The sequence below is a fragment of the Frigoribacterium sp. CG_9.8 genome, from assembly GCF_015751965.1.
GTDB lineage: Bacteria > Actinomycetota > Actinomycetes > Actinomycetales > Microbacteriaceae > Lacisediminihabitans.
Genome location: NZ_JADOVH010000003.1, coordinates 50,530 through 63,528, shown reverse-complemented (window position 1 = coordinate 63,528; position 12,999 = coordinate 50,530). Strand labels below are relative to the sequence as shown.

The 12,999-nt window shown below is 62.3% G+C and carries 11 protein-coding genes; 9 read left to right on the top strand and 2 right to left on the bottom strand.

All coding sequences use genetic code 11. From position 1 onward, the window contains the following. Positions 1 to 52: 52 nt before the first annotated feature. The 3 genes from IWX88_RS08010 (at position 53) to IWX88_RS08000 (ending at position 4,649) form a co-directional block, all read left to right on the top strand. The gene (locus tag IWX88_RS08010; RefSeq protein WP_196829104.1) at positions 53 to 1,561 is read left to right on the top strand and encodes a leucyl aminopeptidase; all 1,509 of its coding nucleotides are present in this window, start codon (positions 53 to 55) and stop codon (positions 1,559 to 1,561) included. 102 nt (positions 1,562 to 1,663) lie between these two features. Then, on the top strand, positions 1,664 to 3,037 hold the full coding sequence (lpdA, locus tag IWX88_RS08005) for a dihydrolipoyl dehydrogenase (RefSeq protein WP_196829101.1): 1,374 nt from the start codon (positions 1,664 to 1,666) through the stop codon (positions 3,035 to 3,037). A 73-nt stretch (positions 3,038 to 3,110) separates the two neighbouring features. Then, positions 3,111 to 4,649, top strand: a complete 1,539-nt coding sequence (locus IWX88_RS08000) for a 2-oxo acid dehydrogenase subunit E2 (RefSeq protein WP_196829099.1) — start codon at positions 3,111 to 3,113, stop codon at positions 4,647 to 4,649. Positions 4,650 to 4,693: 44 nt separating this feature from the next. On the opposite strand, the gene IWX88_RS07995 is transcribed toward IWX88_RS08000, so the two are convergent. After that, the gene (locus IWX88_RS07995; RefSeq protein WP_196829097.1) at positions 4,694 to 6,253 is read right to left on the bottom strand and encodes a protein kinase; all 1,560 of its coding nucleotides are present in this window, start codon (positions 6,251 to 6,253) and stop codon (positions 4,694 to 4,696) included. A gap of 122 nt (positions 6,254 to 6,375) precedes the next feature. Between IWX88_RS07995 and IWX88_RS07990 the strand changes: the two genes are divergently transcribed. Further along, entirely contained in the window at positions 6,376 to 7,092 is a 717-nt protein-coding gene (locus IWX88_RS07990; protein WP_196829095.1) for a DUF4191 domain-containing protein, read from the top strand. A 74-nt stretch (positions 7,093 to 7,166) separates the two neighbouring features. Here IWX88_RS07990 and IWX88_RS07985 read toward each other — a convergent pair whose 3' ends face one another. After that, positions 7,167 to 7,577, bottom strand: coding sequence for an RDD family protein (locus tag IWX88_RS07985; RefSeq protein WP_196829093.1), 411 nt, complete (start codon positions 7,575 to 7,577; stop codon positions 7,167 to 7,169). Between the two features lie 139 nt (positions 7,578 to 7,716). On the opposite strand from IWX88_RS07985, the gene glnA reads away from it, so the two are divergent. From glnA to IWX88_RS07960, 5 genes are all read left to right on the top strand, one after another. Then, positions 7,717 to 9,141, top strand: a complete 1,425-nt coding sequence (glnA, locus tag IWX88_RS07980; RefSeq protein WP_196829091.1) for a type I glutamate--ammonia ligase — start codon at positions 7,717 to 7,719, stop codon at positions 9,139 to 9,141. Between the two features lie 217 nt (positions 9,142 to 9,358). Next, positions 9,359 to 10,951, top strand: coding sequence for a sodium-dependent transporter (locus IWX88_RS07975; protein ID WP_370568280.1), 1,593 nt, complete (start codon positions 9,359 to 9,361; stop codon positions 10,949 to 10,951). Further along, on the top strand, positions 10,948 to 11,088 hold the full coding sequence (locus tag IWX88_RS07970; RefSeq protein ID WP_196829089.1) for a MetS family NSS transporter small subunit: 141 nt from the start codon (positions 10,948 to 10,950) through the stop codon (positions 11,086 to 11,088). Before IWX88_RS07975 ends, IWX88_RS07970 begins: the two co-directional genes overlap by 4 nt. A gap of 103 nt (positions 11,089 to 11,191) precedes the next feature. Further along, on the top strand, positions 11,192 to 11,953 hold the full coding sequence (locus IWX88_RS07965; protein WP_196829087.1) for an SDR family NAD(P)-dependent oxidoreductase: 762 nt from the start codon (positions 11,192 to 11,194) through the stop codon (positions 11,951 to 11,953). Between the two features lie 13 nt (positions 11,954 to 11,966). Next, a complete protein-coding gene (locus IWX88_RS07960) occupies positions 11,967 to 12,965 on the top strand; it encodes an acetamidase/formamidase family protein (RefSeq protein ID WP_196829085.1) in 999 nt (332 codons plus the stop codon). The last annotated feature ends 34 nt before the right edge of the window (positions 12,966 to 12,999 follow it).

Genomic DNA, 12,999 nt, shown 5'->3' with positions numbered 1-12,999 from the left:
CCGCCCTGGTTGGCTTGCGAGCAGGATCCCGTGGCGCGGATACGATGGCGTCATGACTGTTCCCGCCCTTGTGCTCTCTGCCGAATCTCCTTCCTCGCTTGCTGCCGACGTGCTGGTTCTCGGGGTGAGGACGACGGATGACGGCCCGCGCTTGGTCACGGAAGACTCGGCATTCTCCGACCTCGCGGCGGACCTTGCCATGATCGGCGTGACCGGCGGCGTGGACGAGTTGGTGCGCGTGCCGGCATCGGCGGGCAGCGCTCGCAGCATCGCCCTGGTTGGGCTCGGTAGCTCCAGCCCAAGCGCGGATTCCTTGCGTTACGCCGCCGGAACCGCCGCCCGTCGCCTCACCGGTGTGGCTTCGCTGGTGATCGCCCTCCCGACGCTGTCGGCTGCTGAGGTACTCGCTGTTCTGGAAGGTGCAGCCATCGGCGCCTACTCGTACACCGCGTATCGGTCATCGTCACTGGAAAAAATAAAGGTTCCCGCGACGGAGATCACTGTCACAACATCTGTAGATCTGAACGGGATCGAGGCCGCAAATGAACTCCTCTCTCGCGCAGCGATTGTTGCTTCAGCCATTCATTCAGTGCGCGACCTGGTCAACGCTCCGCCCGCAGACCTGTATCCAGAGAGTTTTGCCGACGCCGTTCTCGACTTCGCCTCGGATCTTCCCGTCCAGGTGGAGGTGATGGCGGAAGACGAACTACTCGCGGGAGATTTTGGCGGAATTCTCGGTGTCGGTCAGGGATCCGCTCGCGGGCCACGGCTCGTCAAGCTCAGCTACTCCCCAGCGGCGGCAACGCAGCACCTGGCGTTCGTTGGCAAGGGCATCACGTTCGACACCGGTGGGCTGTCGCTCAAGCCACCGGCAGGCATGGTGGGGATGAAATACGACATGACCGGTGCGGCGACCGTGATGGCCGTGGTCTTCGCTGCGGCGCGTCTCGGCCTCAACGTGCGTCTGACCGCATGGTTGTGCCTTGCGGAAAATATGCCGTCGGGTTCCGCCGTGCGTCCGAACGACGTGCTCCGGATGCGCGGTGGAACGACCGTGGAGGTACTAAATACGGATGCCGAAGGCAGACTCGTCATGGCCGACGGACTCGTCGCCGCGAGCGAGGAGTTCCCCGACGCGATCATTGATGTCGCAACCCTCACCGGGGCGCAGCGTGTGGCTCTCGGCGATCGCTATTCCGGCGTCATGGGCGATGACGCCCTCGTCGGCAAAGTCACAGCGCAGGCGCGGATCGTTGGAGAGCAATTCTGGGGGATGCCGTTGCCCGGTGAGCTTCGCGTGCTGCTGAAATCGGATGTCGCGGACATTGCCAACGCGAAGATCGGTAACACCGCCGCGGGAATGCTTCTGGCCGGAGTCTTCCTGCAGGAATTTGTCGGCAATCAGGTGGATGCCTCAGCCGGGCGCATCCCCTGGGCGCACATCGACATCGCGGGGCCGGCTCATAACGCTGGCGGCGGTTACGGCTACATCGGTACGGGTCCAAGCGGCGTCGCTGTGCGGACTCTGATCGCGCTGGCTGAGGAGATTTCGCTCGCGTAGTAAGCTTTTTGTGGCCCGAAAACTATCGGGCGACGCGATCCAAAGCCCAACCGTGGGCGGGATTCACGCACACTTCATAAAGAAACCCAAGGGAGCCACCGGGTGCCTGAGCAGAATTTCGACATCGTCATCCTCGGAGCAGGAAGCGGCGGATATGCCGCTGCTCTGCGAGCAAGCCAGTTGGGGTTATCCGTAGCCCTCGTCGAAAAAGGAAAGGTCGGCGGGACCTGCCTGCACGTCGGGTGTATCCCGACCAAGGCGCTGTTGCACTCCGCCGAGGTAGCGGATGTCACCCGCGAATCTGCAAAATACGGTGTTACCTCCCACTTCGAGGGCATCGATATCGCGGCGGTCAACGCCTACCGCGCGGGAATCGTGGCAAGCAAGTACAAGGGCCTGCAGGGCTTGATCAAGGCGCGCGGTATCACCATGGTCGAGGGTGAGGGGCATCTAACGGCAGCCAACACCGTCACCGTCGGGGAGCACACACTCGTCGGCAAGAACGTGATCCTGGCAACGGGTTCGTACTCCCGCTCGCTGCCCGGCCTCGAGATCGGCGGGCGAGTCATCACCTCCGAGCACGCGATCGAGCTCGATTTCCAGCCCAAGAGCGTCATCGTGCTCGGCGGCGGAGTCATCGGTGTCGAGTTCTCCAGCATCTGGAAGTCATGGGGAACCGACGTGCAGATCATCGAAGCGCTGCCGCACCTTGTTCCCAACGAGGACGAGTCGATCAGCAAGCAATTCGAGCGGGCATTCCGCAAGCGCGGCATCAAGTTCAGCCTCGGCACACGCTTCCAGAGCGTCACCCAGAGCGAGACGGGTGTTGTCGTAACTCTCGAGGACGGCCAGACATTCGAGGCCGACCTGATGCTCGTGGCGGTCGGCCGCGGGCCATCGACCGCGAACCTCGGTTACGAAGAGGTCGGGGTGACGATGGATCGCGGTTTCGTCATCACCAATGAACGGTTGCTCACCAATATCCCGAATCTCTACGCCGTCGGCGATATCGTGCCCGGACTGCAGCTCGCGCACCGTGGTTTCCAGCACGGCATTTTCGTCGCCGAGGAGATTGCGGGATTGAACCCGGTCGCGATCGAGGACCTCAACATCCCCAAGGTCACGTACTCCGACCCTGAGGTCGCGTCGGTCGGGCTGTCAGAAAACAAAGCACACGAAATCTACGGTGCCGACAAGGTCACGACCTACGACTACAACCTCGCCGGCAACGGCAAGAGTCATATCATCGGCACCGCGGGATCGATCAAGGTCGTCCGGGTGAACGACGGCCCGATTGTCGGTATGCACATGATCGGTGCGCGCGTTGGGGAACTCATCGGAGAAGCTCAGCTCATTGTGAACTGGGAAGCGTACCCGGAAGATCTCGCGCCGCTGCTGCACGCGCATCCCACACAAGACGAAGCACTCGGCGAAGCCTTCCTGGCACTCGCCGGAAAACCGCTCCACGCGATGTAAGCGGAGCTCCCTGGAGCACCGCCATCATCGAACTAAGCTAACTACGCAAAACTGGTCTAAAGGAGCATCACTGATGAGCGAATCCGTCAACCTCCCGGCACTCGGAGAGAGTGTCACCGAGGGCACGGTGACCCGCTGGTTGAAGAACGTGGGCGACCGCGTCGAGGTGGATGAGCCACTGCTCGAAGTCTCCACCGACAAGGTCGACACCGAAATCCCATCCCCCATTGCCGGCATAATCGAGGCTATTCTGGTGGCCGAGGACGAGACCGTTGAAGTCGGCACGCCTCTGGTTACCATCGGTGACGGCACCAGCTCCCCCGAGGCCGCGCCCGAGGTTCCGGTGGAAGCCGCGCAGCCTGCAGCCGCAGTGCAGCCCGAACCCGCAGAAGTGGCGGCGCCCGAACCCGCACCCGCACCCGCAGTCGAGGTGCACACCCAGGCACCCGCCCCTGTTTCAGCACCGGTCGCAGCCCCTGCACCGGTCATAGCACCGGTCGCAGTTCCCTCGCCGGTAGAAGTTCCCGCGCCGATTCCTTCTCCGGAGCATGCGCCCGCCGCGGCCGCAGTGCCGGTCACGCCTCCCGCGCCGGTGGCGGCTGCTTCCGTCGATGCCCCCGCTCCCACCAATGCCCCTGCCCCAGCCCCAGTCGATGCCATTGTTCCCGTCGACGCCACTGTGCCAACGCACGCGATCGATGCAAACCCGGGTTACGTCACCCCCCTCGTGCGCAAACTCGCTAATGAGAAGGGCATCGATCTCTCCACGATCGTCGGATCCGGGGTCGGCGGGCGCATCCGCAAAGAGGACGTGATCGCGGCGGCGGACCAGAGTGCCACCGCATCCGGTCCAGCCGCTGTGCCTGTTGTCACGGCAGCGGTCCTCGAAACCTCGCCTTTGCGCGGCACGAGCGTTCCGATGTCCCGGCTCCGCAAGGTGATTGCCGAACGAGCCGTCATCTCCATGCAGTCATCCGCCCAGCTCACCTCGGTAGTCGAAGTGGATGTGACCTTGGTTGCGAATTTCCGCAACTCGGTCAAAGCGAAGTTCCTCTCGAAGACCGGTCAAAAGCTATCGTTCCTACCGTTCTTTGCGCTCGCCGCAGCCGAGGCGCTGAAGGCCTTCCCGATCATCAACGCGACGATCGACGGCGACACGATCGTGTACCCGCCTCAAGAGAACATGGCTATCGCGGTAGACACCGAACGTGGGCTACTGACGCCGGTGATCCGGGATGCCGGTTCGCTAGACCTCGCTGGTCTTGCTACTCAGATCGCTGACCTCGCGGCACGCACGCGCGACAACAAGTTGAAGCCCGACGAGCTTGCCGGAGGCACCTTCACATTGACCAATACCGGTTCCCGCGGTGCCCTGTTCGATACCCCGATTGTCTTCCTGCCACAGTCGGCGATTCTCGGCACGGGAATCGTTGCGAAGAAGCCGGTGGTCGTCTCCAGCGGCGGATTGGATGCGATCGCGATCCGCTCTACCGTCTACCTCGCCCTGTCTTACGATCACCGCATCGTTGACGGTGCTGACGCTGCTCGATTCCTCGTGGCAGTGAAGACCCGCCTCGAAGGTGGCGATTTCGCCGGCAATATCGGCTATTAGGCACCTGCCTCGATCCGAAATGACAGCATGACCGCCCGCTCGGCCTAGCCGAGCGAGAGGTCTCTGATCCTCCATCCGGTCTCGCCTCTCACTAAGAGAAGCGGGGCCGGATTCGTCATGCTCGCGGCACTGCCGTCGGCAGCCACCAGCTGGAGGATCGCCGAGTCCCCCCATTGCTGGATGAGCTGCGGCGTGAACCCGTCGAGTGTCGCCTCGATCGGCAGCGGTGCCCCGCTGACCAGACGGCGGAACAAATCGCGGTCAGCTTCGATCATGGCGGAACCGACCTGGTCGACCGAGTCGAAACAGGTCGTGGACTTTGCCGAAAAACACTTCGACCGTATCGAAAGAAGAGCGCGGGCGGCGGCGACCGGATCATCGCTTTCCCTGGTTGCTTTCGGAGCCTCCGGATTCTGGGCCGCACCGGGCGCGGGTGCACCGGCACCCGACGATCGGGGTGAACCCGACGGTGCGCCCTGCGTCGGAGCCGAGGCGGTGCTGGTCGGCGTCGCCCCCGGACTGCCAGCTGGAGTCTCGGATCGTGCGGCGGGAATCACGGTGAGCGCGATGACGAGTGCGGCAATTCCGGCGCCGCCGGCGATCCATACCGGCATCCGCACCGGTGCGAGGAAACCGAAAACACGTTGACGAAAACGCGCAAAGGGATGCGTGTCCGCCACCCCAACGATGCGAGCCGTGGACAGAAGGCGAGTGAAGTGTCGGATGGCAGTTCCCACACGCATCTCTGAGGTGGGTGACTTTGAACTGGAGAACTCAGACATCGGGGTTGGGGAACCCGGGCCGAATACAGCCAGCGGCGACACCGGATCGGGGCCCGGGCGGATAAGCGACAGCGATGTCAATGAGTCGAGTGGTGCCTCATCGAACCGAATCGGTAATGCCGGCGCGAGTGCGAATAGGAGATCGATGATGTCTAAGAGCCGTGCCATCCCGAACGCGGAATCGGAAAATACCTGCCGCAGAGCATCCAGCGTGCGGGGCGATCCTGGCTCCAGCCGGTCGAGCACGGTCATCAGCAGGCCCTGCAGTGCGGTGCGATCGGCGATCGCACGCGGTTCTGCATCGAGCTCGGCTGGGGTGAGGCTTGGCCCACTGCCGTCGATGGGGAAGTCGCCGATGAGGGAGGCGGCACCAAACCGCGCGAGTACTGGCGCACCACGGTCGTCGAACAACACCGAACTCGAAGCCACTGCCCCATGCGCGACTCCGACCCGATGTAGCTCCTGCACTGCCTGAACAACCGGCACCAGTATGCTCACTGCCTCTCCCGGTGCCACGGTGCCGCGCACGGCAAGCAGACGGGCGAGAGTTCCTGATCCAAGCCGGGGAAGGATGAGACACGGCCTCCCATCCGGACCGGTCGCCAAGTCAATCAACTCGAGCAGGTGTTGCGACGACGCCCGTGCGAGCGCTTCGATTTCTCGATCGATGCTCGCGTCATCGGTCGCCGGTCGATACACCTTGATCGCCGCGATGCGATCACCGGCAGGCGTTTCTCGTGATCCCGCATGTCCAAGGTAAATATGCGATCGCGCCCCAATACCGAGTGTTCGTACGAGTCGATAGCCGCCGACGGTCTCCATGCTGCGAGTTTGCAACACCCGGAGCATCCGCTTCCCGCATCGATCTGAAGCTGTGCAGACCTGGCCACACCACCCCTCGGGGAGGGAGCAGAAGCAAGACGGCCAGGCCGTATCCTTGTCACATGGCACGCACCAAGAATTCGACACCGAAACCTGCGAAAGAACCCGGCCGGCTCAAGCAGATGTATCGGGTCTTCAAGATGACCCGTCGCTACGACCCAAACGCGATCTGGTGGTTTCTCCTCGCCTTCATCGCACCGGTCGCAGCAGGCGTAGTCGCCGGCTTCCTGATCTCCGGCGTCGGGAATGTCTTCGGTTTTGTGCTGTGGGTCATCGCTGGCGTGCTCGGTGGCATGCTGATCTTCCTCATCGTGCTTGGCCGTCTTGCCGAGCGCGCCGCCTATGCGCAGATTCAGGGTCAGGCCGGTGCTGTCGGTGCCGTACTCAAGAGCTCGCTGCGGCGCGGCTGGACGGCGAGCGAAATGCCGATAGCGGTGAGCCCCAAGACCCAGGACGCCGTATACCGTGCCGTCGGCAATGGTGGCGTCGTTCTCATCGGTGAGGGGCCGAAGAGTCGTACCTTAAAGATGCTGGAGGAGGAGCGCCGTCGGGTCACGCGGATTCTTCCGAATGTGAGCGTGCACTTCCTGCACGTGGGACCGGATGATGACGCGGTGCCGCTGCACAAACTCGCTGGCCGCATGGCGCGATTCAAGCGCTCTCTAAACAGGTCCGAGATCTATGCCGTGAGCAACCGCCTCGCATCCCTCGGCAAGAACCAGCTTCCCATTCCCAAGGGTGTCGATCCGATGCGTGCCCGCGCCCCGCGCGCCCGCTGACCGAACCCGATCAGCCACAGGTCATCGCGTTCGAAACGATGTATGGCGCTGCCACTTCATCACCGGTGGCAGGCCTATCGTCGAACAAGCACAGTGCCAGCGATCCGGTCGTGAAGCCCTCGTCGGTCGCGATCGGTGATAAGCGCGGGAACGAGTAGCGATAGCAGCAGCGTGCGAACGACCGGTCGCCAGATCCCGATCCATCCGGAGGTGAGTGGCACCACTCGCATCCCGAGCAGCAGGTGACCGACGCTGCCACTGACCAACACGAGGAAGATGATCTGCAGCGCCGCAAAGACGGCCAGGCTTGCCCAGCGGTCATAGTCGAAGAAGGCGTAGGAAATGAGCGCACCGACTCCGATATCGATAACGAAGGCCGCGAGCCGACGTCCGAACCGGACGATCGATCTCGGACCGCTGGCGGGTAGGCCAAAGTGACGGCCGGGCCATTCGCTCGGCGGGGCGGATGATCGGGGCTTGGCCATAGCAAGATTCTACGTTCGCCGCCTCGACGTAACATGCGTGAAACAATAGCGACACCGTGACGAAACTCCCTTCGTCTAACGTGCAGTTGGCTGCGATCGCCGCCGCACTCAGTTCCAAACCCCATTGGAGTCAAGTCACATGTTCAGTGATTCTTCAGAGGTGCTCAAGTTCATCAAGGCCGAGAACGTCAAGTTCCTTGATATTCGCTTCACCGATCTTCCCGGTGTGCAGCAGCACTTCAATATTCCTGCCTCGACCGTCGACGAAGAGTTTTTCTCGGTCGGACAGCTCTTCGACGGCTCGTCGATCCGCGGCTTCGCGTCGATTCACGAATCGGACATGCAGCTCATCCCCGACGTGACCACCGCCTACCTCGACCCATTCCGCGTCGAGAAGACGCTCATCATGATCTTTGACATTTACAACCCGCGCAATGGGGAAATTTACGCTCGCGACCCGCGCCAGGTTGCCAAGAAGGCTGAGAAATACCTCGCCTCGACCGGCATCGCCGACACTGCGTTCTTCGCCCCGGAGGCCGAGTTCTACATCTTCGACGACGTGCGCTACGACGTACGCCAGAATTCCAGCTCTTACTTCGTCGACTCTGAAGAGGGCGCCTGGAACTCGGGACGCGTCGAAGAGGGCGGCAACCTCGCCAACAAGACACCGTATAAGGGCGGCTACTTCCCGGTGAGCCCGGTCGACAAGCAGGCCGACCTGCGCGACGACATCTGCCTCAAGCTGATCGATGCGGGGCTCATCCTCGAGCGCTCCCACCACGAGGTCGGCACCGGAGGGCAGGCGGAGATCAACTACCGCTTCGACACGATGGTGCATGCGGCCGATGACATCCTCAAATTCAAGTACATCGTGAAGAACACCGCGCTGGAGTGGAACAAGGTCGCGACCTTCATGCCGAAGCCGCTGTTCGGCGACAACGGATCGGGAATGCACACGCACCAGTCGCTCTGGAACGACGGCGTGCCGCTGTTCTACGACGAAAAGGGCTATGGCGGACTCAGCGACATCGCCCGCTGGTACATCGGCGGACTGCTCAAGCATGCTCCGGCAGTGCTCGCGTTCACAAACCCGACGCTCAACTCCTACCGTCGACTGATCCCCGGCTTCGAAGCCCCGGTCAACCTGGTCTACTCCGCCGGCAACCGGTCCGCCTCGATCCGCATCCCGATCACGGGTACCAACCCGAAGGCGAAGCGCATCGAGTTCCGTGCACCGGATGCCTCTGGCAACCCGTACCTCGCATTCGCCGCGCAGCTCATGGCCGGGCTCGATGGAATCAAGAACCGCATCGAGCCGCACGAGCCGATCGACAAGGACCTGTACGAGCTTCCTCCAGAGGAGGCGAAGAATATCCCGCAGGTGCCAGCATCGCTCGAAGAGGCCCTGCGTGCGCTCGAAGCCGATAACGAGTTCCTTACCGCCGGCAATGTGTTCACACCCGACCTGATCCAGACCTGGATCTCGTACAAGCGTTCCGCGGAAATCATCCCGGCAGCACAACGTCCGACCCCGTTTGAGTACGAACTGTACTTCAGCGTCTGATCCGCTGATCGCGCCAAAGGCCGCACTCCCGCGCGGGAGTGCGGCCTTTTGCGTAGCTTGCCGCGCCAGCGGCTGATGATGGTGAGCGCAGACTGAGCACATCGGCTGCGCCGGTTGCATCTCGGCACACACGAGTGTTAACGTGAAATCACCCCCAAAAGAGTCACATAGCGCCGCGAATTCGGTATGGCCTTAACGCAGAGGAGCAACTGTGCCAGTGCAAGAAGAGTCGGTGCAACACCGGTCGGTGCAGAGTGGGTCGGTCGCCTCGCGACCGCGCGAACAATGGACGGGCCAGTGGGGTTTCATCCTGTCGGCGATCGGCTCGGCAGTGGGCCTCGGCAACATTTGGCGATTCCCCGGAGTCGCCTACGAGAATGGTGGTGGCGCATTCCTCATCCCCTACCTGATTGCACTGGTCACCGCCGGCATCCCCATTCTGTTCCTCGACTATGCGATCGGTCACCGCTTTCGCGGTTCAGCACCCACGGCATTCCGTCGGCTCGGTGGCACAGCTGGCAAGTGGCTCGAGTCGCTCGGCTGGTTTCAGGTGTGGATCTGTGTCTTCATCGCCATCTATTACGCCGCCGTCGTCGCCTGGGCTGCGAGTTATTTCATGTTCAGCTTCGACCTGCGCTGGGGAGATGACACCGCTGGATTCTTCACCGGCGAATTCCTGCAGGCGACAGCTCCCGGCTTCAGCGCACAGTTCGTGCCGGCCGTACTCATCCCGCTGGTGCTCGTCTGGGTCGTTGTCCTTGTCGTACTCGGCGGCGGCATCGCCAAGGGTATTCAGCGAGCAAATGTAGTTTTTTTGCCGCTGCTGGTCGTGGCGTTTCTCATCCTCGTCGTGCGTGCGCTGTTCTTGGATGGGGCCATGGCCGGGCTGGATGCTCTATTCACTCCGGACTGGGCCGCACTCGGCAACCCCAACGTCTGGATTGCCGCGTACAGTCAGATCTTCTTCTCCCTGTCGATCGCATTCGGCATCATGATCACCTATTCGTCGTACCGCAGCCGTCGTGCCAACGTCACCGCGCCGGCACTGGTTGTCGCCTTCGCGAACTCGTCGTTTGAAATCATCGCCGGCATTGGCGTGTTTGCGACCCTCGGTTACTTCGCGTTCCAACAGGGTGTGGGGATCAACGAACTCGAGGGGCTTACCGGCGTGGGGCTCTCGTTCATCACCTTCCCGGCGATCGTTTCACAAATGCCCGGTGGACCACTGTTCGGTGCGCTGTTTTTCGGCTCACTTGTCCTGGCCGGATTCACTTCTCTACTGTCAATCCTGCAGGTCGTGTCATCCGCGTTCCAGGACAAATTCGGAATCAGCGCGCGACAGGCCGCGGTGCGTGTCGGATCAGTGCTCGCCGTCGTCTCGGTGCTGCTGTTCTCGACCACCACTGGCCTATTCACTCTCGATACCGTCGACCAGTGGGCGAATAACATCGGAATCGTGGCCGCGGCGATTGCTGCCACCATTGTGGTGGTTTGGGTGTTCCGTAAAGGCCCCGAACTGGCCGCGCACCTCAACGCCGTATCCACCTTCAAGGTGGGCCGCGTCTGGCAATTGCTCATCGGCATCCTCACACCGATCGCGCTTTTCTTCATGCTCATCCAGCGGATCATCGTTCTTGTCACGGACGGCTACGAGGGCTACCCGCTGTGGTTCCTTGCGGTCGCTGGTTGGGGCACGATCGCGCTGATCCTCACCGGTTCGATTGTGATGACCGCGATGCGCTGGAAGCATGATCCCGACGATTTCACCCCGTGGCCGAGCGCCACAGCATTGAAGGATCTCACAAAATGAGTGGCATCGCCCTGACATTCTTTATCGTTGCTGCCGTGCTCGTGTGGGGTGGACTCATCGCGAGTATCGTGTTTTTGGCGCGCCAGCCTCAGCTCGCTACCTACCCGGCAACCGCCGAGCTTGGCGACGACGAATAGGGCTTACTCCCACCTCAGCACATGCGCGTCGGATCGGCTGGCCCGCACGTGAATAGTACGCGGCGCGACTCCCCCCGCCCGACAAAGCTGGCAGGATCTCCTCATGGATCTAAAGCTTGCTGGGAAGACTGCACTCGTTACCGGTGGAACCAAGGGGATCGGCCGAGCAATCGTCGAGGCCTTCGTCGCTGAGGGCGCCAATGTCGCGTTTTGCGCGCGCGACGCTAACGAGGTCGCAGCTACGGCCGCGACCTACGTCGATGCTCTACCGACAGTGCTCGGATCGGTGCTGAACGTGCGTGATGCCGCAGCAGTCACCGCCTGGGTCGATGAGACCGCCATCCGTCTTGGCGGTATCGATATGATCGTGGCGAACGTGAGTGCCCTGGCAATTCCCGATACAGCGGAGAACTGGGTGGAGTCGTTCGAAGTAGACCTGATGGGCACCGTCAATCTGGTCAAGGCAGCACTGCCCTACCTGGAGAACAGCGCCGCACCATCCATCGTCGCGATCTCGAGCGTCTCCGGGAGGGAAGCAGATTTCGCATCCGGCCCCTACGGCGCAGCCAAATCCGCAATCATCGGCTACATTTCCGGGCTCGCTCTCCAACTGGCCGACAAAGGAATCCGCGCCAACGTGGTCTCCCCCGGCAATACCTACGAGCGTGGCGGAGTGTGGGCGAGCATCGAGACCGGAAACCCTGAGCTCTTTTCGATGGCGATGGGCCTCAACCCGACCGGCCGCATGGGCACCCCGCAGGAGATAGCCGACAGCGTGGTCTTCATCTCCAGCCCTCGATCAAGCCGAACGAGCGGCGCCAACCTGCTCGTCGACGGGGCATTGACCCGCGGCATCCAGTTCTGATGGACACATTCTGATGGACTTCATCGAGTTCACCCCGAACCGGTCGCAGTACGTCTACACCTTTGGCGGTGCTGAGCCCGTGATGCGGGTGAAGCCAGGAACTGCCCTCGGTCTCTGGTCGGAGGACGCCTTCAACCACACCCTCCGCTCCGTCGATGATCTTGCGAGCGCCCACCTCGATGTGGCCTACCTCAACCCGCAGACCGGTCCGTTTTACATCGTGGGCGCCAAGGCCGGTGACACCCTCGCCGTGCACATCGTGAGCCTCACCCCGGCACGCAGCTGGGGCGCATCCGCCACCATCCCGTTCTTCGGTGGCCTGACGAGCACTGACCGCACGGCACTGCTGCACCCCGCGCTTCCCGAGGCCACTTGGATCTACGAGGTCGACACGGATGCCGGAACTGTCGGTTTCCAGTCGCGTTTCGGTGACTTTCAGGTGGCGCTCCCTCTCGCCCCAATGCTCGGAACGGTCGGTGTCGCTCCCGCCGGCAGCGAGGTGCGGTCCTCTCTCGTGCCGGAGCGGTTCGGCGGCAATATGGACACCCCCGAGATGAAGGCGGGCACCACCGCCTACTTCGGAGTCAATGTGGACGGCGCACTGCTCTCGATCGGCGACGGGCACTACCGGCAGGGCGAGGGCGAGGCGTGCGGCACCGCCGTTGAGGGCGCCATGAACTCGGTGATTATCGTCGAGCTGATCACGGGCGGCGGTCCGCTCTGGCCACGCCTCGAAAACGACGACTACTGGATGGTCGTCGGCTCATCGCGTCCGATGGAGGACTCCTGGCGCATCGCTCAGCTGGAGATGACGCGATGGATGTCGGAGATGTTCGACCTTCATGAAATGGACGCCTACCAGCTGCTCAGTCAGATCACGGAAACACCGATCGCGAACGTAGTCGACACCAACTACAGCGTGGTGGTGAAGGTACCGAAAAAGTACTTCACCCGGGGCAAAGCTTTCGATGGAATGCACCGCGAACTCCGAGACCGTGCGAGCCGAATCTGAGTCAGGCATCAGCGAACCGCGAGCAGGTAAAGCT

Excerpts from the sequence above, each read along its gene's own strand:
- IWX88_RS08010 (WP_196829104.1), top strand. The coding sequence starts at position 53 with ATGACTGTTCCCGCCCTTGTGCTCTCTGCCGAATCTCCTTCCTCGCTT.
- IWX88_RS07990 (WP_196829095.1), top strand. The coding sequence starts at position 6,376 with ATGGCACGCACCAAGAATTCGACACCGAAACCTGCGAAAGAACCCGGC.
- IWX88_RS07960 (WP_196829085.1), top strand. The coding sequence starts at position 11,967 with ATGGACTTCATCGAGTTCACCCCGAACCGGTCGCAGTACGTCTACACC.
- IWX88_RS07985 (WP_196829093.1), bottom strand. The coding sequence starts at position 7,577 with ATGGCCAAGCCCCGATCATCCGCCCCGCCGAGCGAATGGCCCGGCCGT.
- glnA (WP_196829091.1), top strand. The coding sequence starts at position 7,717 with ATGTTCAGTGATTCTTCAGAGGTGCTCAAGTTCATCAAGGCCGAGAAC.
- IWX88_RS07965 (WP_196829087.1), top strand. The coding sequence starts at position 11,192 with ATGGATCTAAAGCTTGCTGGGAAGACTGCACTCGTTACCGGTGGAACC.
- IWX88_RS07995 (WP_196829097.1), bottom strand. The coding sequence starts at position 6,253 with ATGGAGACCGTCGGCGGCTATCGACTCGTACGAACACTCGGTATTGGG.
- IWX88_RS07970 (WP_196829089.1), top strand. The coding sequence starts at position 10,948 with ATGAGTGGCATCGCCCTGACATTCTTTATCGTTGCTGCCGTGCTCGTG.
- IWX88_RS08000 (WP_196829099.1), top strand. The coding sequence starts at position 3,111 with ATGAGCGAATCCGTCAACCTCCCGGCACTCGGAGAGAGTGTCACCGAG.